The organism is Glycomyces lechevalierae, assembly GCF_027622945.1.
GTDB classification, from domain to species: domain Bacteria; phylum Actinomycetota; class Actinomycetes; order Mycobacteriales; family Micromonosporaceae; genus Glycomyces; species Glycomyces rutgersensis.
The window spans coordinates 38,048-56,876 of record NZ_JAPZVQ010000022.1 but is presented as its reverse complement, the minus strand read 5'-3'; the positions used below and the strand labels follow the sequence as shown (position 1 = coordinate 56,876).

Here is an 18,829-nt window from a genome sequence, read left to right as displayed (position 1 = left end):
CGAGGAGCATGAAGACCAGACTCCTCATCACATGCGCCGCGGCGGCGACGGTCGCCACCGCGAGCGCGTGCACCTCTCAAGCCCCCGACGAAGACGCCTTCGTCGCGCCCCCTTGGGTTCCCGTCTCGGCGCAGCTCGCCGCGTTCGACTCCTGCGACGACGCGCTCGCCGGGATCCAGGACGCCGCGATCACCGCGTTCAGCAACTGGGAGCCCAACGAACTGCTCCGCAGCGACGAGGAATTCGCCGCCGACTCGGGTGCCGCCAGCACCGAGTCCCAACCGCAGGCCGCGAGCGACGACGCGTTCTCCGGCACCAACAACGCTGTTGCGGGCGTTGACGAACCGGACATCGTGAAGACCGACGGCACGTTCATCTACAGCGTCGTCGACTACGACGCCGTGCGCGTGGTCGACACCCGCTCGGGCGAGGTCGTGGCCGAGCGCGCGATCGCCGACGAGGCCTGGGACCACAAGCTGTTCCTCGGCGACGACGAGCTGCTCCTCATGTCCGCCTTGAGCGTCGAGGACGGCGACGAGTACGTGAGCGAGTTCCGGCTCGAACGCCTCGACCCCGCTTCGCTGGACGTGCTCGACACGTTCACGATGGAGGGGTCCATGGTGGACGCCCGGCTCGTGGACGGCGAAGTGCGCCTGGCGATCGGCTCGCAGCCGCAGATCCAGCCGGTGTGGGAGCAGCTGTGGAGCGGCGACGTCTCCGATGACGACATCGCGGAGGCCGTGCGGGACACGGAGCTCTCAGACTGGCTGCCGTCCTATGAGGTCAACGGCGAGGCGCACGAGGTCGACTGCGCGGAGATCGCGCACCCCGAGCGGTTCACCGGCGCCTCGGTGAGCGTGCTCGCCCTCCCCGCGGACGGCGACTGGACCGAGGCCTCGCCGCAGACCGTCATGGTCGACGGCTCCACCGTGCACGGCACGACGGACAGCCTCTACCTGGCGCACTACGACTACGCGTGGGGCGAGGACGAGACGAACGCCGAGAGCGAGATCTACCGGTTCGTGTTCGCGGACGGCAAGGCGCGCTTGGCGGGCGAGGCCGCCGTGCCGGGCACGCTGCTCAACCAGTACTCGCTGAGCGAGTACGACGGCCACCTGCGGGTCGCGACCACCGAGCAGGCTTCGGGCGGCAACTGCGGGGTGTGGAACGACTGCGCCTGGGAGGTCGCGCCCGACGAGCCGAGCGAGCCGTCGAAGTCGACGGTGACGGTGTTCGCGGTCGGCGACGACGCCTTGGAGGAGACCGGGTCGGTCACCGATCTCGGTGTGGACGAGCAGATCTACGCCGTGCGCTTCATCGGCGACACCGGGTACGTGGTGACCTTCCGCCAGACCGACCCGCTCTACACGATCGACCTCTCCGACCCGGCGAATCCGGTGGTGACCGGCGAACTCAAGATCACCGGCTACTCCGGGTACCTCCACCCGGTCGGCCCGGACCGCCTCCTCGGCGTCGGCCAGGAGGCCACCGCCGAAGGCCAGACCACGGGTCTCCAGGTGAGCCTGTTCGACACTGCCGCAAGCGAAGCCACGATGCTTGACCAGTACCACCGCGAAGGCGCCGACTCGGCGGTCCAGTGGGACCCGCACGCATTCCTCTACTGGGAGGACGCCGCGATCGCGGTCATCCCGGTCTCGGACTGGGACATGGAGTACGGGTCCGGCGTGGTCGTCCTGGACGTCGGCGCCGACACGCTCACCGAGGCCGCCTGGATCGACCACAGCGATGCCGGCGCCGACCCGTACAACACCCAGGTCCTGCGCACGCTGGTGATCGGCGACCAGCTCTGGACGCTCTCCAACGCGGGCCTCCAGGCCAACCATCTCGGCGGCGACTACGCATCCACCGCCTGGGTCGGCTGGCAGTAACGCTTTCCCCCGGAGCCGGGAGGAAGAAGACAGGGCCCGCACCGCTTTCGGGTGCGGTGCGGGCCCGACCTTGTTCGTGCGGGACCGCTAGGCCCTCCAGGACCGGCGCGGCCTGAGTTCGAGGTCGGGCACGGCCGACGGGTACGGCGGGTACTGCTCGACGAGACCGGCCCAGACCTCGTGGGGGACCGCCAGCCCCGCGTCGATCATCGCCGCTCCGTGCCAGAGCCCGATCGCCTTGAGGGCCTTGGCGGTGGCGCGGCAGATCTCCTCATCGAGGGAGGCGAACCGCTCCTCGACCGCCTCCCGCTCCTCCAGGGCCGCCGGGCCGGTCGCGTCCTCCATCCGGTCCAGCGCCTCGCCCAGCCGCTCTTGCTCCTCCGCCAGCGCCAGCACCGGCCGGAGCTGCGCCGCGAGGTCCACATCGGTCGATCCGTCCACGTTCCACCCCTTTCCGGCACGGACTCTAGCCAACGCGCCTCCACGAACGCGCCGGCGGCCCGCGCCGCCCAAGGCGGCGCGGGCACGTCTGGTCGTTATTCGGCTCTTCGGATCTCGGTGAGCATCTTGACGGCCCCGAGGCCCCACATCTCGTTCCAGAAGCTGGGGTAGGTGCCGGCCTCGCCGTCGTTGCCGGTCGGCCAGCCGGTCCAGACGGCGTTGCAGGCCTGGGACCAGGCGCCGTTGTACCAGATGGGGATGGCGGGGAGGTCGCGCATGGCGATGCGCTCGAGCTCGGCGATGACCTCGGGGTAGTGGGGGTCGTCGGTGGCGAGGGTCGCGAGCTCCTGGGTGAGCTCCCAAGCGTTCTCGTCCTCCCAGCGGGAGAAGTTCGCGAGGCGCTGGGTGTCGCGGACCGGGAGCTCGAAGAGGTGGCGGAAGTGGCTCCACGGCGAGTTGGTGAGGCCGCTGCGGTTGTTGATCTGCAGGTCGAAGTCGCCGCTCTCGCGGGTCGTGTCGACCTCGGCGGCGTCGAGGAAGACCGCGGTGGTCTTGATGCCGACGTCGCTGAGGTCGCGGGCGATGGAGAGGGCGGCGGCCTCCCAGTCGGTCCAGCCGGCCGGGACGACGAGCTGCAGCTCGAACGGCTCGCCGTCGTGGGTCTCGACGAAGCCGTCCCCGTCCTCGTCCCGGTACCCGGCGGCGGCCAGGATCTCGACCGCGCTGGACGGTTCGAAGACGAACCCGAACTCGTCCACGGCCGCCTCGTCGTAGTAGCGCTCCCAGATCGGCAGGAGTCCGGTCGGGTGCGCTTCGCTCACCATGCCGCCGTAGACGGCGTCCACGATCTGGCCGGGGCTGATCGCGAAGGCCATGGCGCGGCGCAGTTCGGGGTCGTCGAGGGGTTCGCGGGTCGTGTTCGGGATGAGCATGGCCGTGTTGACCGGGGCCATGAACGGGGGCTTGTCGTAGTAGGTGGTGAGCTCGGGGTCGCCGGTGAGGAAGTCGTCGATGCCGGACATGAAGTTGTTGGCGAGGTCGAGGCGGCCTTCGATGAGCATGTTGAGGATGTCGGCGTTGCCGAGCGTCACAAGGTCCACGATGTACTTCGGGCGGACTTCGAGACCGAGCGCTTCGGTGGCCCACCAGGACTCGCGCTTGACCCACGCGACGCGGGTGTCGTCGAAGCTGTGGACCGCGTAGGGGCCGGTGGCGACCAGGTGCGTGTCGAGCGGGCCGTTCAGCAGCTCGTCGGCGGTGTACGCCTCGAACACGTGCTTGGGGACGATCACGTGGGTGTACAGGAAGTTGTCCCATTCCTGTTGGCGCGCGTCGGAGAAGCGGAACCTGACGGTGCGCTCGTCGACGATCGAGGCCTCCTCCAGCCAATCCCACACGTTCGCGTAGGGCACGCCGTCGATCTTGCCGAGTTCGAAGGTGAAGACGACGTCCTCGGCGGTGAACGGCTTGCCGTCGCTCCATGTGACGCCCTCGCGCAGGCGCAGTTCGAACTCGCGCTCTCCCGTCCACTCGCCGGATTCGGCAAGCCACGGGGTGAGCCGCTGCTCCACGGTGTCGAAGAGGAACAGGTACTCGTAGCCGAGGCCGTTGAGGCCGGTGACCCCGCCGGCCGAGATCGGGTTGAAGTCGCCGGGCGGGCCCCAGGCCGTGCCGGTCGAGTACAGGGTCTCGTCGCGCGGGAACTCGTCGTCGCCTCCCGCGTCCGGGTTCTCGTCGTCGGTGCAGGCCGCGGCGGTGGCCAGGGCTGCCGTGGCGAAGAGCGCGGGGAGATGTCGCCTCTTGGTCATTTCAGTGCTGCTTTCGATTCGAGGGATGACGCGCCGCGTCGAAAGCCGGAGGGGGCGTCGAACGCCTGGAGGGAGGGCGTTCGCGTCCGACCGGCGACGCCTAGGGGGCGCGGTCATTTCTAGGCGGGCCTGCGCGTGTCGGGTTCCGACCACAGACCGTGAGGAGCCTTCCCAGCGAGAACGCTCCGGATGCCGGTGCGCGAGGACGCGAGTGCGTGCGGGGTCGCCGCGCGTGAGAGCGCGGCCTCGCATCGTTTCAAGCTATCGCAATGCGACGGACGACACAGAACACCGAGTTCCGGATTGGCCCCCTTTGGCGCCCTTGCAAAAGCCAGAAAACACGCACAGCGGTGGAATCGCTCCCGCATCGCGGTGAACTTCGATATCAAATTGAGACAGGCGAGATTTTCGATGCCAACGCGTTTCGCGGGGATTGCGGCGAGGAGTCCGGAATGCGAACGGGGCCCGCGCCGGACGGCGCGGACCCCTTCCTGTTTCCCTCAGGTGTTCGCGGCTACCGGCCGAGGTTCTGGAACTTGCGGACGGCGAGCGGCAGGAAGATCGCGGTGATGACCACGGGCCAGACGATCGCGGCGAGGAGCGCGTGCTGCTCGGGCCAGGAGTCGCCGACCGCGCTCGGGTTGCCGAAGAGGTCGCGGATCGCGGTCGCGGTGGCGGACACCGGGTTCCACGCGGCGATCACGCCGAGCCAGCCGGGCATGAGCTCGGGCGGGGTGAACACCGAGGAGACCATGCCGAACGGGAACGCGATCGCGAAGAGGTTCCCGGCCTGCTCGACGCTCTTGACCAGGAGGCCCGTCCACACGCCCACCCAGATGAGCGCGAACCGCAGCCACAGCAGGATCGCGAAGGCGCCCAAGGTCTCCGTGAGCGTGCCGCCGGAGCGCCAGCCGATGGCGAGGGCGATGAGGACGAGCACGACCAGGTCGACGGCGGCGTGCATCGTGTCCGCGATGTTGCGCCCCACCACGACCGCGGAGGAGGCCATGGGCATCGAGCGCACGCGGTCGATGAACCCCTTCTCCTTGGCCTCGGCGACGGCCCAGGCGGTGCTGGTGAAGCCGAAGGCGATGGTCATGGCGAACATGCCGGGCATGGCGTAGGCGACGTAGTCGACGCCGGCGCCCTCGCCGGTGACGTCCATGGCCGAGCCGAAGACGTACACGAACAGGAGCACCATGACGATCGGGAAGCCGAGGCCCCAGGCGAAGTTCGCGGGCTGGCGCACCAGGTGGGTGAACTCCTGGCCGACGATGGCGCGGTAGTCGTGCAGTGTCCACTTGAGACGCGAAATGAAGGTCTCGTCGGGGAGCGGGGCGAGGGTGGCGGTCACTGGTCCTCCTTGGCGATGAGTTCGAGGAAGGCCTCGTCGAGGGTGGGGCGGCGCAGGCCGATGTCCGCGACCGTGAGGCGCTTGTCCTGCAAGGCGGTCGCGGCGGCGGTGAGGGCCGCGACCGGGTCCGAGACGGGCGCCGAGACGCTCGAGGCGCCTTCGTCGAGCGCGGTCTCGCCGTCGGCCACCGCTTCGACGATCTGCTGCAGGACAGGCAGGTCGGAGGGGTCGGCGGCGACGATCTCGAGCCGGTCGGCGCCCATGCGGCGCTTGAGCCCGGCGGGGGTGTCGTCGATGAGGTTGCGGCCGTGGTCGATCACGGCGATGCGGTCGCAGAGGCGGTCGGCCTCGTCGAGGTAGTGGGTGGTGAGCACGACGGTGGTGCCGTCGGCGGCGAGGCCTTCGACGGCGTCCCAGACCTCGCGCCGCCCGGCCGGGTCCAGGCCCGTGGTCGGCTCGTCGAGGAAGAGCACCTGCGGGGCGAGGATCATGCTGGCGGCGAGGTCGAGGCGGCGCTTCATGCCGCCGGAGAAGCCCTTGGTCTGGCGGTGGGCGGCGTCGGCGAGGCCGAACTGGGCGAGGAGCTCATCGGCCCGCTCGCCCGCGCGGGTCTTGGTGAGCCGGAACAGCTTCCCGAAGAGGACGAGGTTCTGGCGGGCCGTGAGGAGGTCGTCCACGGCGGTCTGCTGGCCGGTGAGGCCGATGCGGCGGCGCACCTGGCGGGCGTCGCGGGCCACGTCGAACCCGGCGACGGCGGCGCGCCCGGTGTCGAACCCGAGCAGGGTGGTGAGAATGCGGACGGTGGTGGTCTTGCCCGCGCCGTTCGGGCCGAGGAGCCCCAGGACGGTCCCGGCCTCGGCGGTGAGGTCGAAGCCGTCGAGCGCGGCGGTGCCCTTGAATCGTTTGCCGAGGTTGCTGGCCTCGACGGTGGTGGTTCCCATGGACGGTCGCCCTTCAATCGGGTACGTTGTACCCAGTAATAGCATACACCGTACCCGGTTAGCAAGCGCGATACGATGAGGCCCCTATGGCGACACCACAGACGGGGGCGGGCGACCCCCAACGAAGCCTCGAGCTGCTCTGGCGCGAATTCGGGCCGCAGCACAGCAAGCCCGGGCCCAAGCCGAAGCTCACCGTCGAACGGATCGTGGAGGCGGCGATCGCGGTCGCCGACCGCGAAGGCAGCTGCTTCGGCATGCGCAGCGTCTCCGCCGAACTCGGCGTCGGCGCCATGACGATCTACCGGTACGTCCCGGGCAAGCGCGAACTCATCGACCTCATGGTCGACCGCCTCTCCCGCATCGGATCCGGCGCACCCGACCTCGGCACCCTCGACTGGCGCGACGGCCTCGAACTCGTCGCCGAAGGCACCTGGGAGGTCTACCGCGACCACCCGTGGCTGCTCGAGATCAACCAGAAGCGGCCCGTGCTCGGCCCGGACTCGCTCGCGGGCTACGACTTCGTGCTCGCCGCGTTCGCCGCGCACGACCTGCCCGACAAGGAGATCAACCTCGCCACCACCGCCGTGATGAACATCGTCACCGGCACCGCCCGCCAGTACCTCATCCGCGACAGCGCCGAGGAGCGGCCCGAGACCGCCGAAGAGGACTGGTGGCGCGCCCAGGCCCCCTACCTCGAACACGCCGTCGCCTCCGGCCGGTACCGGCACCTCGGACGCTTCAGCGACCCCGAGGCCTGGGACCTCACCGGCCACGACGCGATGCGCTACGCGTTGGACCGCTTCCTCGACGGCCTCGCCCCGCGCATGGAGGCCAGCCGCCGCAAGCCCGCCTAGCGGCGCTCGCCCGGGCGCACGAAACCCGACTCGTACGCGACGATGACCGCCTCCGTGCGGTTGCGCGCCCCGAGCTTCGTGAGCACGCTGCCCACATGCGTCTTCACCGTCTCCAGGCCCAGGAACAGGCGCGTCGCGATCGCCTGGTTCGACAGCCCCTCGGCCACGAGCCGCAGCACCTCCGCCTCGCGCCGCGTCAGCGCCACCGGGCCGTGCGCGTTCCCCGGCGGCGGGGCGTGCGGCGCCGCCAGCGCGCGGACCGCCTCGGGGAACAGCAGCGCGTCGCCCTGCGCGACCACCCTGACCGCCAGCGCGATCTGGTCGATGGCCGCCCGTTTGAGCACGAATCCGGCTGCGCCGCTGCGCAGTGCGTCGTAGACGTAGTCGTCGTTCTCGAAGGTGGTGATGACGAGGACCTGCGGCGGGTCGGCGAGCCGTTCGCGCAGGAGCCGGGTCGCGGCTATGCCGTCGAGGTCGGGCATGCGCACGTCCATGAGGACGACGTCGGGGCGGTGCTCCTCGACGAGCGGGAGCACTTGGCTGCCGTCGGCGGCTTCGGCGACCGGCGCGATGCCGGGCTGGGCGGCGAGGAGGGTGCGCAGTCCGGTGCGCACCAAGGGGTCGTCGTCGGCGATGAGGACGCGGATCGGCGGGGTGGTCACCGGTCGATGATGCCACCCCGCCGTCGCGCGGGCCTCCCTCTCGGGAGTGAGAACGCGGTCAGCGCGCGGCGACCGGCTCGCGTTCGAGCGGCGCGGCGGTGTGCCGGTCCGACGCGACGCGTCCGCTGAGCATGAGCCACAGCGCGATCACGGCGCACGGGACGATGCCGAGCAGCGTCCCGGCGATCTGGTGGTCGTCGCCGAGCGCGGTGCCGATCAGGAGGGCGAAGACCATGTTGTTGCCCGCGTGGGCGAGGCTGGCGGTCCACACTGAGCCGCTGCGCAGGCGCAGCCAGGTGAGGATGACCTCTTGGAGCATGAACGAGACGGTCCAGACGGCGAGGCCGAGGATGACGTTGTCGAACTCGATGTAGCCCATGAACGCGAGCGGGTAGTGCCAGACCGCCCAGATGAGCCCGGTGGCGAGCGTGGACAGGAGCGGGCGTTCGGGGAAGAGGCGCAGTCGCAGGTAGCTCGTCCAGCCGAACTCCTCTCCCCAGTAGATCGGCGTCAGCACGACCACCAGGACTAGGAGCGCGGCGATCGTCACCCACACGGACGCGCCCGGCAGGAGCGAGAGGGCGGCGGGGTCGAAGTCCCACAGGCCGACCGCGACCGCTACGGCGAGAGACGCGGCGGCGAAGGCGAGCGGGCCGAGCCACGCGGCCAGGTAGAGGCGCCAGTGCTCGCGGAGGCGCGGCCGCAGGCCGGCGTCGGCGAAGCCTTCCCGGGTGACCCACTTGCGCACGATGAACGCGGCGATGGCGGGCGTGAACGCGATGCCCGCCAACTGGACGAGGGGGTTCACCAGCGACAGGCCGAACAGCAGCGGAGCGCCGAACATGCCGGCCCAGGCCGTGCCGAAGGCGATCGCGATGAAGACGACGACGCCTTTGGTTCTGGATTCCACGGGGGTGTTCCTTTCTCGAAACGATGTCGGGGCCAACGTTCGCCTCGGCGCGGGGCCCGTGCCTCCCGAGCGGTGGGGAATCCGGTCTCCCCCTTCGGAGGGAGTCGCCGGGCCGCCGCGGGTGCGAGACTCGACCGCATGCGACAGCTCCTGCACCCCTTCGGTAATCCGGCCGCCCTGCGGGGCTGGACGCACGCTTTTTCGGCCGCGGTGGCCGCGGCCCTGATCGGCTTGCCGGTCGCGGCCGCGGTCGCGCTCGTCTGGCCGGGCCCGGTGCCCGGGCCGGTGCTCGCTGCGGCCGGATGCGTTGCGATCGCGGCGTCCGGTCTGCCGGTCTTCTCGCGGCGGTTCGCGGTGCGCACGGCGAACCGGCTGCTCGGGGCGGGCCTTCCGGAACCCGTTGCGGTGCGGCGGTTCTCGACGGCGGGCTGGTTCTTGGCGTGGGTGTTCGCGGGGGCGGCGCTCATGTTCGTCTCGGCGGTGGCGCTGGTCGGGGTGGCGCTGCCGGTGATCTGGCTGAACGGCGGGGATGCGGTCGTCATCCTCGTCCCGGTGACGGTCCAGCCCGGCCTGGCCGGGGCTTGGACCTGGGGTGTCGCGGTGGGGCTGTTGCTGGTGCTGGTCTATTGCGCCGCAGCGTATGCGGCGCTCATGCGGCGACTTGCGGTGCGGCTGCTCGGGCCGGGGATGGCCGAGCGTCTCGCGGCGGCCGAGGCGGAGGCGCTGCGGGTCGCGTCGCGCAACCGCCTGGCGCGGGAGCTGCACGACGCCATCGGGCACACGCTGACGACCTCGACGATCCAGGCGGCGGTGGCGCGACAGGTCCTCGAGACCGATCCGGAGTCCGCGCGGGAGGCGCTGTCGGCCATCGAGGAGTCGTCGCGGTCGGCCCTGGACGACCTCGACCGGGCTCTGGGGGCACTGCGGGAGGAGCCGGCTGTGGCGACGGCGGCCCCGACGCTCGCGGACCTGGAGCGGCTCGGCGGCCGGGTTCGGCAGGCGGGCACCGCATTCGCGGTGCTGGTCGACGGCGAGGTCGAGTCGGTGCCTGCGGCGATGTCGCGGGAGGCGTACCGGATCGTCCAAGAAGGCGTGACCAACGCGCTCAAGCACGCTGCGGGCGAGGCGGTGGAGGTGCGACTGCGGGTCGCCGACGCGCGCTTGGAGTTGCAGGTGCTGAACGCGGTCGGTGAGGGTTCGCGCGGGACGGGCGGCGGGCGCGGGCTGGAGGGGATCGCCGAGCGGGTGCGGCTGCTGGGCGGCGAGATGTCGGCGGGCCCGGACGGATCGGGCCGGTGGGAGGTGCGGGCGGCGATGCCGCTGCACCCGAAGGGAAGCGCGCCGGTCGAAGGCGGCGACCGCACGATCTTCACCGGGTGAACGAAGCCGGCCCGCAAGCTCACCGAGTGGGCTTGCGGGCCGCGAGTCAATTTGGGGGCGGGCCGGACGGCCGCGCCGCTCGATGCAATGCGACTACGTCCACCGGCTGCGTTGCCGGTCGGACCTAAGTCCATCGGAAGTACCAGGCCTTCGACCTGATCATGTGCTCGGCGAGGTCTTCGAGCGTCGGCACGCCGGAGTCGAGGAGGTCCGGGCAGTAGGCGTAGACCTCGCTCGCGACCCCAAGGGCCTCTTCGGCATTGGGCGGGTGCGGCACGTACAGCTCGATGACGTCGTAGGTCATGGCGACCAGTTCGGCCTCGAAGCGGCGGTGCCAGGAGTGCAGGACGGCCGCGTGCTCGGCGCCGTAGAGCTCCCAGTTCGTGGAGCCCTTCCACGGGAACATGGCCGGGATCTTCCAGCCCGCGTCGGTCCTGACGAGGCCGAGGAGGCCGTGCTGCTCGTGGGGCGTGGCGAAGTCGGTGTCGCCGCGGCGCGGCAGGATCGGGACGCCGCGCGCGGGCTCGCCGGCCTCGGCGGCCTTGTCGTGCAGGAGTTCGGCGGCGTCGATCTCGTCGGCGCGGGTGAGCTCGTCGTCGCCCTCGTGGATGATCGCCTCGCCGTTGTCGCGCCACTCCTCGGCGGAGCCGAGGAGGACGGGCATCCAGCCGGTCTTCTCGGCGGACTGGCGGATGTCGAGCCACCAGCGCAGGGCTTCGGAGGACCGGACGGCGAAGGCCCACATGGCGGTGTCGCCGCGGCGCACGAGCTGGTGCATCTTCGGCACGGCGAGCCCGGCGGCGCGCAGTTCGGCGCGGGGCGAGCCGGCGATGTCGAGGGACTCGTCGTCCTCGATGCGCGGCATCATCTCGTCGCGGCCGGTGGTCGGCGGGCGCGGCGGGACCGGCTTGTCCAATGTGAGCAGTTCGCGGCGGGGCCGCTCGGGCACGAAGATCGCCGCCTCTGGTTCCGGTTCGGGCGCTGAAGAACCCGCGGGGGCCCCGTCCGGGTCCGCTGCTGCTCCCGGCTCGAGGTCGGGGTCCGATTCGAGGTCCGGCACGGCCGTGAGGATCGGGCCGGCGGGCTCGGGCTCCGGCTCGTGTTCGGGCTCGAGCGCGGGCACGAGCCGCAGGCCGGTCACTGGCGCCTGGGTAGCGATGCTGTCCTCCTCCGCAGGTTCCGGCGAGGGGTCCGGGCTGCTTTCGGGGGCGGCATCGTCTAGGGCGCCAGAGGAGGCGACCGGTTCGGTCGCGGCCTCGGGCTCGGAGGCAGGTTCAGGTTGGGCGGCGGGATCTGGCACTGAATCAGGTGTGTCCCGGCGCCCCAACAGACGCTGGAGGAGTCCCACAGTTCTCCATGATGCCCTGTCGTGCGCGGGAGCGCCACGCCCACCCCCGAAGCGGCGGAGGAAGATCGCGAGGAACGCTCGGGGGCGTTACTTGCCGCGGCCCTTGCTGAAGAGCAGGCCGAAGAAGAAGGCGCAGGTCAGGATGATGACCAGGACGGCCAGGAGTTTGAAGAGCAGGCCCATCAGGTTTCCTCGGTTCGGGTAGGGCGGGGCATCATTTCACTTTGGTCAGTTCGGGGCGCTTGGGGTCGACGGTGTCGCCGCTGGACTTGCCGGTGAGACGGCGCTTGACCCAGGGGGCGAGGTGCTTGCCGGCCCACTGGACGCCGTTCATCTCGCGGCGCGGGCGGGGCATGTGCGGCAGCGGCTCGCTCCAGGCCGGGTCGGGCTCGACGCCGAGGGCCTCGCACACGTCGTAGGCGACGCGCTGGTGGCCGAAGGTGTTGAGATGGAGCCGGTCCTCGGACCACAGGCGCGGGTCCTCGAAGGCCTTGTCGTTCCAGAGGTCGACGAGGACCGCGTTGTGACGCTTGGCGACGCGCTTGTAGGCGTCGTTGGTGGCGACGAAGCGCTTGCGCAGGACCGCGATGCCCGGGATGTGTGGGGTGATGTCCGCGCAGGTGAAGAGCACGACTTCGGCGCCCGAGGCTTTGAGGAGGCGGACCACCTCGTGGGCGCGGGTGGAGAGCTGCACGGGGTTGAAGCCGGGGCGGAGGGCGTCGTTGCCGCCGGCGGCGAACGAGACGAGGTCCGGGCTCTGCTTGATCGCGGGGACGACCTGCTCGTCGACGATGCGGTCGAAGAGGCGCCCGCGGATGGCGAGGTTGGCGTAGGCGAAGGCCGGCCACTGCTCGGCGGCGCGGAGGGCGAACAGGTCGGCCCAGCCGCGGTAGCGGTCGCCGCCCGGATCGGGGTCGCCCACCCCTTCGGTGAAACTGTCGCCGATGGCCACGAAACTCGAGTACTCCGCCGCCATTGCACCCCACCTCCGTCTGAGCCGTTCCCCACTGACGCGCCCAGCCGCGGTGACGGCGCGGGCGCTGACCAGCATGCCTCACCCAGATAACGATCGGATTTCGATCAGGTGGCGAGCACGGCCACAGCCGTCTAGGTGAACAGTGAGGTGCCTGGCGGGGCAGACGCGAGTGTCCTTCTGCCGCTTAGGGTTCCGTTGGTCGAACATGAACGGAGGGTCCGGGCAAATCGGACACTTGGGGACCCCCGATGCAACACTACGCGCGGAGTCCGACAAGGGCCGGAGACCGGAATCCGACTCGTCTTCCGGGGGGCGCGGAAAACGGCGGGAGGGCGTCGGCACCGAGACTGGCCGTCGTCCTCCCGCCGCCGCATGTCGCCCGGTCGTGCCGGGCGGGCTCGGGTCCGGCGCGGTTACGCGTGCTCGCGGTGCACGACGACCTCGCCGGCCGGGACGTCGATCAGCACGTCGGCCGCCTTGACCGTGGCGTCCGCGTCCGTGTGGTTGATGCAGAACAGCCAGCTCCGGCCGTCCTCGTGGGCGCGGCGCACGACCTCGACGCCCAGCGGCGCCTCCGCGACGGGCGCGACCCCGGCGTCGGCGGCGGCCGCGGCGACGATGCGGTCGAGCGTGGCGTCGTCGGGGAAGGTCGTCAGGTAGTGCGCGGTGCCCTCGCCGAAGCGGTTGACCAGCCAGGCCGGGGTCCCGTCCGCGTAGGTGTCGCGGACCTCGGCACCTGCCGGTTCGGCGGCCTCGCTCCAGATCGTGCCGTGCCCGCCCGAGGCGAGCTCGACCGTCCCGCCGATCAACGGGTAGAACTCCTCGCTGCGCACGCCGACGACGTCCCGGAACGCGCCCGGGTAGCCGCCGAGGTAGACCGTGTCGGTCTCGTCCGCGATCCCCGAGTACGGGGTGACGAGCACGGTGCCGCCGCCGTTCACGAACTGCCGCAGGTTCTCCGCGCCCTTGCGGGACAGCAGGTAGACCGCGGGGACGACCACGAACCGGTACTTCGAGAGGTCGCCTTCGGGCTCGGCGACGTCGGCGGTGATGCCCGCCCGCCACAGCGCCGCGTAATACGTGTCGAAGATCCCCTGCGCGGTGAACTCGTTCGTCGGGCGCGCCTCGTGCTCCTGCGCCCACGCGTTCGGGAAGTCCCACAGGATCGCGGTCGCCGCGTCCACCCGCGAGCCCTCGACCTCGGCGAGCTCGCCGAGGCGCGCGCCCAGTTCGCAGACCTCGCGCCAGATCTTGGAGTCGGTGCCCGCGTGCGGGACCATGCCCGAGTGCCACTTCTCGGCGCCCTGCCGCGACGCCCGCCACTGGAAGAACATGATGGCGTCCGCGCCGCGCGCGAAGTGCGAGAACGAGTTGCGGAGCATCTCGCGCGGGGCCTTCGCGCGGTTGCGGCCCTGCCAGTTGACGGCGGAGGTGGAGTGCTCCATGAGGATCCACGGCCTGCCGGCGCCGAGCGAGCGGGCGTAGTCCGCGGCGAAACCGAGGTTGACGTGCGGGTCCTCGCCGATCAGGTAGTGGTCGGTGGAGACGACGTCGACGGCTTCGCTGAACTCCCACAGGTCGATCTCGGGGTGCGAGCCGGTCATGAAGTTCGTGGTCATCGGCTTGTCGGAGTACTTGCGGATGACCGCGGCCTCGGCCCGGTAGTTCTGGACGAGCTGCCACGACGAGAACCGCTTCCAGTCGAGCACCTGGCCGGGGTTGGGGATCGTGGGGGTCGGGAGCGGCGCGTACACCTGGTCCCAGGCGGAGTAGGCCTGCGACCAGAACGCGGTGCCCCAGGCGGCGTTGAGGCCGTCGAGGTCGCCGTAGCGGTCGCGCAGCCACGTGCGGAACTTCGCGGTCGCGGCCTTGGTGTACGAGCGGGCGTTGTGGCAGCCGTACTCGTTGTGGAGGTGCCACAGGGCGACCGCGGGGTGGTCGGCGTACCGCTCGGCGATCTTCTCGGCGATCGCGAGGGCCTTGGCGAGGTAGACGTCCGAAGACGGGTCGAAGCCCTGGCGGGAGCCGTGCGTCAGCTGGCGGCCCTCGGCGTCGACCATGACCGCTTCGGGGTAGGTCGCGGCGAACCACGGCGGCGGGGACGCGGTCGGGGTGGCGAGGCAGGCCTCGATGCCGTTCCGGTGCAGGAGGTCGAGCACCTCGTCGAACCAGCCGAACTCGTAGCGGCCTTCCTCGGGTTCGAAGAGGGCCCAGGAGAAGATGCCGACGCTGACGCGGTTGACGCCCGCCTCGCGCATGAGGCGCATGTCCTCGGCCCAGGTCTCGCGGGGCCACTGCTCGGGGTTGTAGTCACCGCCATAGACGATCGCCATGCGGGGTGCTCCTTCGCTGGGGGAGGTACTGGGTGCGCCATCCAGGCTACGGGAACCCGCAGTGGCCAGCAACCTCATTGACCAGCTTTTTCGACCCCTCTTACAAAGTTCCTGGAGTGAGTGGCGGAGGTCTCGAAACGTTTCAACGGCGAGCGCGTGAGCAGGCGAAACCGCTCGCGAGCGTGTGCGTTGCGACACCCGGCGCGCGGCTGAAGCCCGCAGCCGCGCTTGCACTTCGCGGCAATGTCGGACCTCGCTGTCAGGGTTGTTGCCGGGGGCGCTGCGAATGTCCGTTTTGAAGGCTAGCGCCAGGAAACGCCCAAACCCTTTGCGCCCCTAGGACGCCGCGTACCAGCCCGCCGCGCCCGGCTCGATCCACCAGGTGCGCTTGCGCCCCAGCTCGCTCACGAGCCCGTCCTGGATGAACGTCACCGAGTCCTCCGGGTGCACGGCCACGGCCCGCCCGCGCGCCCGCCGCACCTCGATGCGCAGCTTCTTCCGCAAGCGCCCCACGGTGACCGGCACCGCGACCGCCACATCGATCTTCCCGTCCGCCGGGTCGGGCTCGGCCAGGACCATGTCGTCCGTCGCCGCGTACCCGTCCGCGTTCGCGACCACGCACGCGAGGATGTGCTCGCTGCCGTCGGCCAGCACCACGTCGTCGATGTTCACCACGCCGCGCCAGGGCCGGTCCCCGCCGCCGAGCCGCACGCCGTCGACGGCGACGCCGCCGCCGTCGTGCCGCAGCAGATCAGTGCGTTTCACCACTCCCTCGGTGACGGCCGCGGCGACCTCCGCCGGCTTCTCGGGCAGGCCCAGCCGCGCCACGATGCCCGGCGCGGTGGCCAAGGGCAGGATCGCGATCGGGGGGAGGTCGGGGATCGTGCGCCCGTCCGGCAGCCCCTCGGGCCGCTTGCTCGGCGCCGGGACCGCCTGCCGCACGAGCCGCGCCATCACGGCGTTGACCTGCTCGTCCGTGTCCGCGGCGAGCACGATCCGCTCGTCCGGGTCGGTCAGCGCCTCGTCGACTTCCTCGGGTTTGGCGGCCTCGGCGGTGCGCACGACGGCGCCCCGCGCCTTCAGCTCGTCCACCAGGTGCAGGGCCTGTGTGCGCGGTCCGGGGTTCGCGCAGTTGGCTTCCACGAGTGTCAACACGACGACGTTCACAGCCGCCACCTTACGGTGTGACGGGGACCCGATTCATAGTGCTTAGGCCTGGTGAGACCCCGCGTAAATGAATGCAAGTAGGCTTACCAGGTAATCGGGTGATCAACTTCCCGGGAGGATGGGCAGATGCCAGCGATCGCGGTCGTCGGAACGCAGTGGGGCGACGAGGGCAAGGGCAAGGTCACCGACCTGCTCGGCGCCGAGATGGACTACGTCGTGCGCTACCAGGGCGGCAACAACGCCGGGCACACCGTCGTGACCCCTGACGGCACGAAGTACGCCATTCACCTGGTGCCCGTGGGCATCCTGACCCCGGGCGTCGTCCCGGTCATCGGCAACGGCGTGGTGGTCGACCCGAAGTTCCTGATCTCCGAGCTCGACGAGCTCACCGCCGGCGGCGTGGACGTCTCGAACCTGAAGCTCTCCTCGGACGCGCACCTGATCATGCCGCACCACCGGGCGCTCGACCGCGTGGTCGAGCGGTACCTGGGCGGGGCGCGCATCGGCACGACCGGCCGCGGCATCGGCCCGGCGTACGCGGACAAGGTGGCGCGCCAGGGCATCCGGGTGCAGGACCTCCTGGACCCGAAGATCCTCTCGATCAAGCTCGAGCAGATCCTCCGCGAGAAGAACCAGATCCTCGTGAAGGTGTACAACCGCAAGGCGATCGACCCGCAGGCCGTGGTCGAGGAGTACCTGGGGTACGCGGAGCGGCTGAAGCCGTACATCGCGGACACGCGGCTGCTGCTGAACAAGGCGCTCGAAGCCGGCAAGAACGTGCTCCTCGAAGGCGCGCAGGCGACGATGCTCGACGTGGACCACGGCACGTATCCGTTCGTGACCTCGTCGAACCCGACGACGGGCGGCGCGTGCGTCGGCACCGGCATCGCGCCGAACAAGATCACGACGTCGATCGGGATCATCAAGGCGTACACGACGCGCGTGGGCTCGGGCCCGTTCCCGACGGAGCTGTTCGACGAGTTCGGGGAGTTCCTGCTCAAGAAGGGCGGCGAGTACGGCGTCACCACCGGCCGCCGCCGCCGCTGCGGCTGGTTCGACGCGGTCCTGGGCCGTTACGCGGTGCGGGTCAACGGGATCACAGACCTGTTCGTGACGAAGCTCGACGTGCTCTCGGAGCTCGAGCGCGTCCCGATCTGCGTCGCGTACGAAGTGGACGGTGAGCGCGTCGAGGAGATGCCGATGACGCAGACCGACGTGCACCACGCGAAGCCGATCTACGAGTACCACGACGGCTGGTTCGAGGACATCTCCCACTGCCGCAAGTTCGACGAGCTGCCGCCGAACGCGCAGACGTACATCGAGCGGCTCGAGGAGCTGTGCGGCGCCCAGGTGAGCGTCGTCGGCGTGGGCCCGGGTCGCGAAGAGAACATCATCCGCCACCCGATGATCTAGTCCCCCAAAGCGAAGCGAAGGGCGTCGGCCGCAAGGCCGGCGCCCTTCGTCGTGCTATTCGACGTGCTTTTCAACGTGCTTTTCAACCGTGGCGCGCCTGCCTTGGCGGGTGTAGAGGACGGCGGCGAGACGGAGGCCGAGGTAGACGACGGGCCAGACGAACATCACGGGCCGTCCGAAGAAGAATGCGGCGGGGATGGTGAGGGCGAACATGAGCATGGTCGTGACGGTCCAGGCGCGGATGCCGCCGATGACCGCGGCAGGCGTCTCGGGTCCGAGGAGTCCGGCGCGGCGGACATGGCGCAGGACCAGCAGCATCGAAAGGCCGAGGAAGGCCATGACGGCCGAGTAGAGCGCGACGCCGGCGCCGCCGGTGGACTCGGCGAGGGTCTTGCTCGCCCACGGCACGAGGACGTAGGCGAGGAGGGCGAGGAGGTTGAGGGTGATGAGCGGCGGGTCGGCGCGGTGGACGTGGGTGAAGAGCATGTGGTGGGCGACCCAGGTCGCGGCGATGACGGCGAAGGAGATGCCGAACGCGAGGTAGGCGGCGCCGTGCTCGCTGAGGGATTCCCAGAGGGCCGTGGCGGTGTCGCCTTCGGGGACGGGCAGTTCGAGTGCCAGCAGGGTGAGCATGATCGCGATGACCGCGTCGGAGAAGAAGATCATGCGTTCCAGGCCGTGGGGTTTTTCCACTGTGCTCGCCTCTTCGGTTGTAGGGGTTTGAGAAGCGCAGGCGATCTTACGTCGCGGAGTCGAACCGGCGGTAGCGCCGCCGTCAGAAGTGCGTCGGGATGCCGAAGGCGCCGCGGAGGTGCGCCATGTCGGCGAGGTCGCGTTCGGTCGGCTCGTAGCCCTGGTGGAAGTGGACCTGTTGCGCCGCAGACAGGCACGGCACGGTCCTGCCGCCGATGGCTCCGGTGACGAAGCAGTCGGCGGGGTACCGGAACGGCTCACTCTCCTCCATTGAGGATTGCTCGGCGGAGCCGTCATCGTTGAACCGCAGCGGATGCAGGTCGATCTCGAGACCGCCCGGGCCGGACATGACGAACCGGACCGGCCGCCAGTCGAGGGTCTCGGCGAAGCCGAGGCCGCCGAGCACGTCCAGGAGGCGCCGCTCCTGCTCCGCCCGGTGCATCAGGTCGAGGTCGCGGTGCGGGCGGGTCTGCTCGCCGAGGAGGGCGTCGATGCCCCAGCCGCCGCCGATCCACACGTCGAGGCCGGCCTCGCGGATCGCGGCGAGCAGGGAGAGCACGTTGTCGGAGTTCATCATCGCCCGCAACAGTACGCACGATGGAATCCCAGCTCAAGCGCATAACGCCGCCGCCCCGCGCGGTCCGGGCGGACCTGGCGGGG

At 70.4% G+C, this 18,829-nt stretch carries 16 protein-coding genes; 4 read left to right on the top strand and 12 right to left on the bottom strand.

Annotated features, from left to right (window positions below; genetic code table 11):
* Positions 1 to 8 precede the first annotated feature (8 nt).
* On the top strand, positions 9 to 1,889 hold the full coding sequence (locus tag O2L01_RS23875; RefSeq protein ID WP_270124544.1) for a beta-propeller domain-containing protein: 1,881 nt from the start codon (positions 9 to 11) through the stop codon (positions 1,887 to 1,889).
* 87 nt (positions 1,890 to 1,976) lie between these two features.
* On the opposite strand, the gene O2L01_RS23870 is transcribed toward O2L01_RS23875, so the two are convergent.
* From O2L01_RS23870 to O2L01_RS23855, 4 genes are all read right to left on the bottom strand, one after another.
* Positions 1,977 to 2,330 carry a hypothetical protein gene (locus O2L01_RS23870; RefSeq protein WP_270124543.1) on the bottom strand — a complete coding sequence of 118 codons (354 nt, stop codon included), beginning with the start codon at positions 2,328 to 2,330 and terminating at the stop codon, positions 1,977 to 1,979.
* A 95-nt stretch (positions 2,331 to 2,425) separates the two neighbouring features.
* Positions 2,426 to 4,138, bottom strand: a complete 1,713-nt coding sequence (locus tag O2L01_RS23865; protein WP_270124542.1) for an ABC transporter substrate-binding protein — start codon at positions 4,136 to 4,138, stop codon at positions 2,426 to 2,428.
* Between the two features lie 514 nt (positions 4,139 to 4,652).
* A complete protein-coding gene (locus O2L01_RS23860) occupies positions 4,653 to 5,492 on the bottom strand; it encodes an ABC transporter permease (protein WP_270124541.1) in 840 nt (279 codons plus the stop codon).
* The gene (locus tag O2L01_RS23855) at positions 5,489 to 6,433 is read right to left on the bottom strand and encodes an ATP-binding cassette domain-containing protein (RefSeq protein ID WP_270124540.1); all 945 of its coding nucleotides are present in this window, start codon (positions 6,431 to 6,433) and stop codon (positions 5,489 to 5,491) included. The genes O2L01_RS23860 and O2L01_RS23855 overlap by 4 nt, the downstream gene beginning before the upstream one ends.
* A gap of 86 nt (positions 6,434 to 6,519) precedes the next feature.
* Between O2L01_RS23855 and O2L01_RS23850 the strand changes: the two genes are divergently transcribed.
* A complete protein-coding gene (locus O2L01_RS23850; protein ID WP_270124538.1) occupies positions 6,520 to 7,287 on the top strand; it encodes a TetR/AcrR family transcriptional regulator C-terminal domain-containing protein in 768 nt (255 codons plus the stop codon).
* On the opposite strand, the gene O2L01_RS23845 is transcribed toward O2L01_RS23850, so the two are convergent.
* Both O2L01_RS23845 and O2L01_RS23840 read right to left on the bottom strand, forming a co-directional pair.
* The gene (locus tag O2L01_RS23845) at positions 7,284 to 7,949 is read right to left on the bottom strand and encodes a response regulator transcription factor (protein ID WP_270124537.1); all 666 of its coding nucleotides are present in this window, start codon (positions 7,947 to 7,949) and stop codon (positions 7,284 to 7,286) included. The genes O2L01_RS23850 and O2L01_RS23845 overlap by 4 nt on opposite strands.
* A 58-nt stretch (positions 7,950 to 8,007) precedes the next feature.
* The gene (locus O2L01_RS23840; protein ID WP_270124536.1) at positions 8,008 to 8,859 is read right to left on the bottom strand and encodes a CPBP family intramembrane glutamic endopeptidase; all 852 of its coding nucleotides are present in this window, start codon (positions 8,857 to 8,859) and stop codon (positions 8,008 to 8,010) included.
* A gap of 138 nt (positions 8,860 to 8,997) precedes the next feature.
* On the opposite strand from O2L01_RS23840, the gene O2L01_RS23835 reads away from it, so the two are divergent.
* Complete coding sequence (locus O2L01_RS23835; RefSeq protein ID WP_270124535.1) at positions 8,998 to 10,239, top strand: sensor histidine kinase; 1,242 nt, start codon at positions 8,998 to 9,000, stop codon at positions 10,237 to 10,239.
* A gap of 124 nt (positions 10,240 to 10,363) precedes the next feature.
* Here the strand turns inward: O2L01_RS23835 and O2L01_RS23830 are convergent, their stop codons facing one another.
* From O2L01_RS23830 to O2L01_RS23815, 4 genes are all read right to left on the bottom strand, one after another.
* Positions 10,364 to 11,380 (bottom strand): DUF4253 domain-containing protein, encoded by a 1,017-nt coding sequence (locus tag O2L01_RS23830; RefSeq protein WP_270124534.1) that lies wholly within the window; start codon positions 11,378 to 11,380, stop codon positions 10,364 to 10,366.
* Positions 11,381 to 11,801: 421 nt separating this feature from the next.
* On the bottom strand, positions 11,802 to 12,563 hold the full coding sequence (locus tag O2L01_RS23825) for an SGNH/GDSL hydrolase family protein (protein WP_270124533.1): 762 nt from the start codon (positions 12,561 to 12,563) through the stop codon (positions 11,802 to 11,804).
* 413 nt (positions 12,564 to 12,976) lie between these two features.
* Positions 12,977 to 14,896 carry a beta-galactosidase gene (locus tag O2L01_RS23820; RefSeq protein WP_270124532.1) on the bottom strand — a complete coding sequence of 640 codons (1,920 nt, stop codon included), beginning with the start codon at positions 14,894 to 14,896 and terminating at the stop codon, positions 12,977 to 12,979.
* A 336-nt stretch (positions 14,897 to 15,232) separates the two neighbouring features.
* On the bottom strand, positions 15,233 to 16,063 hold the full coding sequence (locus O2L01_RS23815; protein ID WP_270124531.1) for a diacylglycerol kinase family protein: 831 nt from the start codon (positions 16,061 to 16,063) through the stop codon (positions 15,233 to 15,235).
* A 126-nt stretch (positions 16,064 to 16,189) separates the two neighbouring features.
* Between O2L01_RS23815 and O2L01_RS23810 the strand changes: the two genes are divergently transcribed.
* Complete coding sequence (locus O2L01_RS23810; protein WP_270124530.1) at positions 16,190 to 17,476, top strand: adenylosuccinate synthase; 1,287 nt, start codon at positions 16,190 to 16,192, stop codon at positions 17,474 to 17,476.
* A 54-nt stretch (positions 17,477 to 17,530) separates the two neighbouring features.
* Here O2L01_RS23810 and O2L01_RS23805 read toward each other — a convergent pair whose 3' ends face one another.
* Both O2L01_RS23805 and O2L01_RS23800 read right to left on the bottom strand, forming a co-directional pair.
* Positions 17,531 to 18,169, bottom strand: coding sequence for a TMEM175 family protein (locus tag O2L01_RS23805; RefSeq protein ID WP_270124529.1), 639 nt, complete (start codon positions 18,167 to 18,169; stop codon positions 17,531 to 17,533).
* A gap of 82 nt (positions 18,170 to 18,251) precedes the next feature.
* A complete protein-coding gene (locus tag O2L01_RS23800) occupies positions 18,252 to 18,743 on the bottom strand; it encodes a nucleotidyltransferase domain-containing protein (protein ID WP_270124577.1) in 492 nt (163 codons plus the stop codon).
* Positions 18,744 to 18,829: the final 86 nt, after the last annotated feature.

Bases quoted from the DNA above. Each gene is read 5' to 3' on its own strand.
- O2L01_RS23875 (WP_270124544.1), top strand. From the start codon at position 9: ATGAAGACCAGACTCCTCATCACATGCGCCGCGGCGGCGACGGTCGCC.
- O2L01_RS23865 (WP_270124542.1), bottom strand. From the start codon at position 4,138: ATGACCAAGAGGCGACATCTCCCCGCGCTCTTCGCCACGGCAGCCCTG.
- O2L01_RS23855 (WP_270124540.1), bottom strand. From the start codon at position 6,433: ATGGGAACCACCACCGTCGAGGCCAGCAACCTCGGCAAACGATTCAAG.
- O2L01_RS23850 (WP_270124538.1), top strand. From the start codon at position 6,520: ATGGCGACACCACAGACGGGGGCGGGCGACCCCCAACGAAGCCTCGAG.
- O2L01_RS23835 (WP_270124535.1), top strand. From the start codon at position 8,998: ATGCGACAGCTCCTGCACCCCTTCGGTAATCCGGCCGCCCTGCGGGGC.
- O2L01_RS23825 (WP_270124533.1), bottom strand. From the start codon at position 12,563: ATGGCGGCGGAGTACTCGAGTTTCGTGGCCATCGGCGACAGTTTCACC.
- O2L01_RS23820 (WP_270124532.1), bottom strand. From the start codon at position 14,896: ATGGCGATCGTCTATGGCGGTGACTACAACCCCGAGCAGTGGCCCCGC.
- O2L01_RS23810 (WP_270124530.1), top strand. From the start codon at position 16,190: ATGCCAGCGATCGCGGTCGTCGGAACGCAGTGGGGCGACGAGGGCAAG.
- O2L01_RS23800 (WP_270124577.1), bottom strand. From the start codon at position 18,743: ATGAACTCCGACAACGTGCTCTCCCTGCTCGCCGCGATCCGCGAGGCC.